Raw genomic sequence first — 513 nt, 5'->3', positions numbered from 1 at the left:
CCCGCCCGCCGCGCCTCTTCGGCTTCGAGCGGGGCGATGCGTTCTCCTCGGGTGCCCTCGCGGAGTTGCGCCTGGGTTAGGCGGCCGCGGCCGCTCAGGCGCTCCAGTGTGCCGGAGAGCCGTTGGGTGAGCGCCTCGAACCTGCGCAAAGGCCCCCGGAGGGTAAACGGGTCCCGATTATGGCGGCACCCGTTTCCCCTCCGCGGTCCTTTGCGCATGTTCGAGTCTCTCCCCCAGCTTCTCTCCGGCACCATGGAGCGCCTGCGCGGCCGCGGGGGGCCCCGTGTCCCGGTAAACGCTGCGCCCCCCCGGCCCGCGGCGACTGGGGGAGCCTGAGGGCGGTGCACACGCCGGACCCGGTCGCCGAGGCCGCCGTTCTCTGGCGCGGAGCCCTGGTGCGCCATGGGGTGGCGGTGCCACCCGCCCGCGAGGCCGACCCGCTCCAGGCCCTGCGCGCTGGGGCGGGTCGGTTTCGAGGTCGGGGGGCCCCGTTACCCGATGGCGCACCAGGTC

Annotated in this window: 1 pseudogene; it reads right to left on the bottom strand. The window is 75.0% G+C overall.

Features of this window, described 5'->3' with window-relative positions:
* A pseudogene (locus CSC62_RS18135) lies at nucleotides 1-149 on the bottom strand (signal recognition particle protein); the annotation flags it as partial.
* Nucleotides 150-513: the final 364 nt, after the last annotated feature.

The sequence above is a fragment of the Pseudoxanthomonas jiangsuensis genome (assembly GCF_010093185.1).
Classification (GTDB): Bacteria; Pseudomonadota; Gammaproteobacteria; order Xanthomonadales; family Xanthomonadaceae; genus Pseudoxanthomonas; species Pseudoxanthomonas jiangsuensis.
This window is presented reverse-complemented; position numbering and strand designations above follow the sequence as displayed.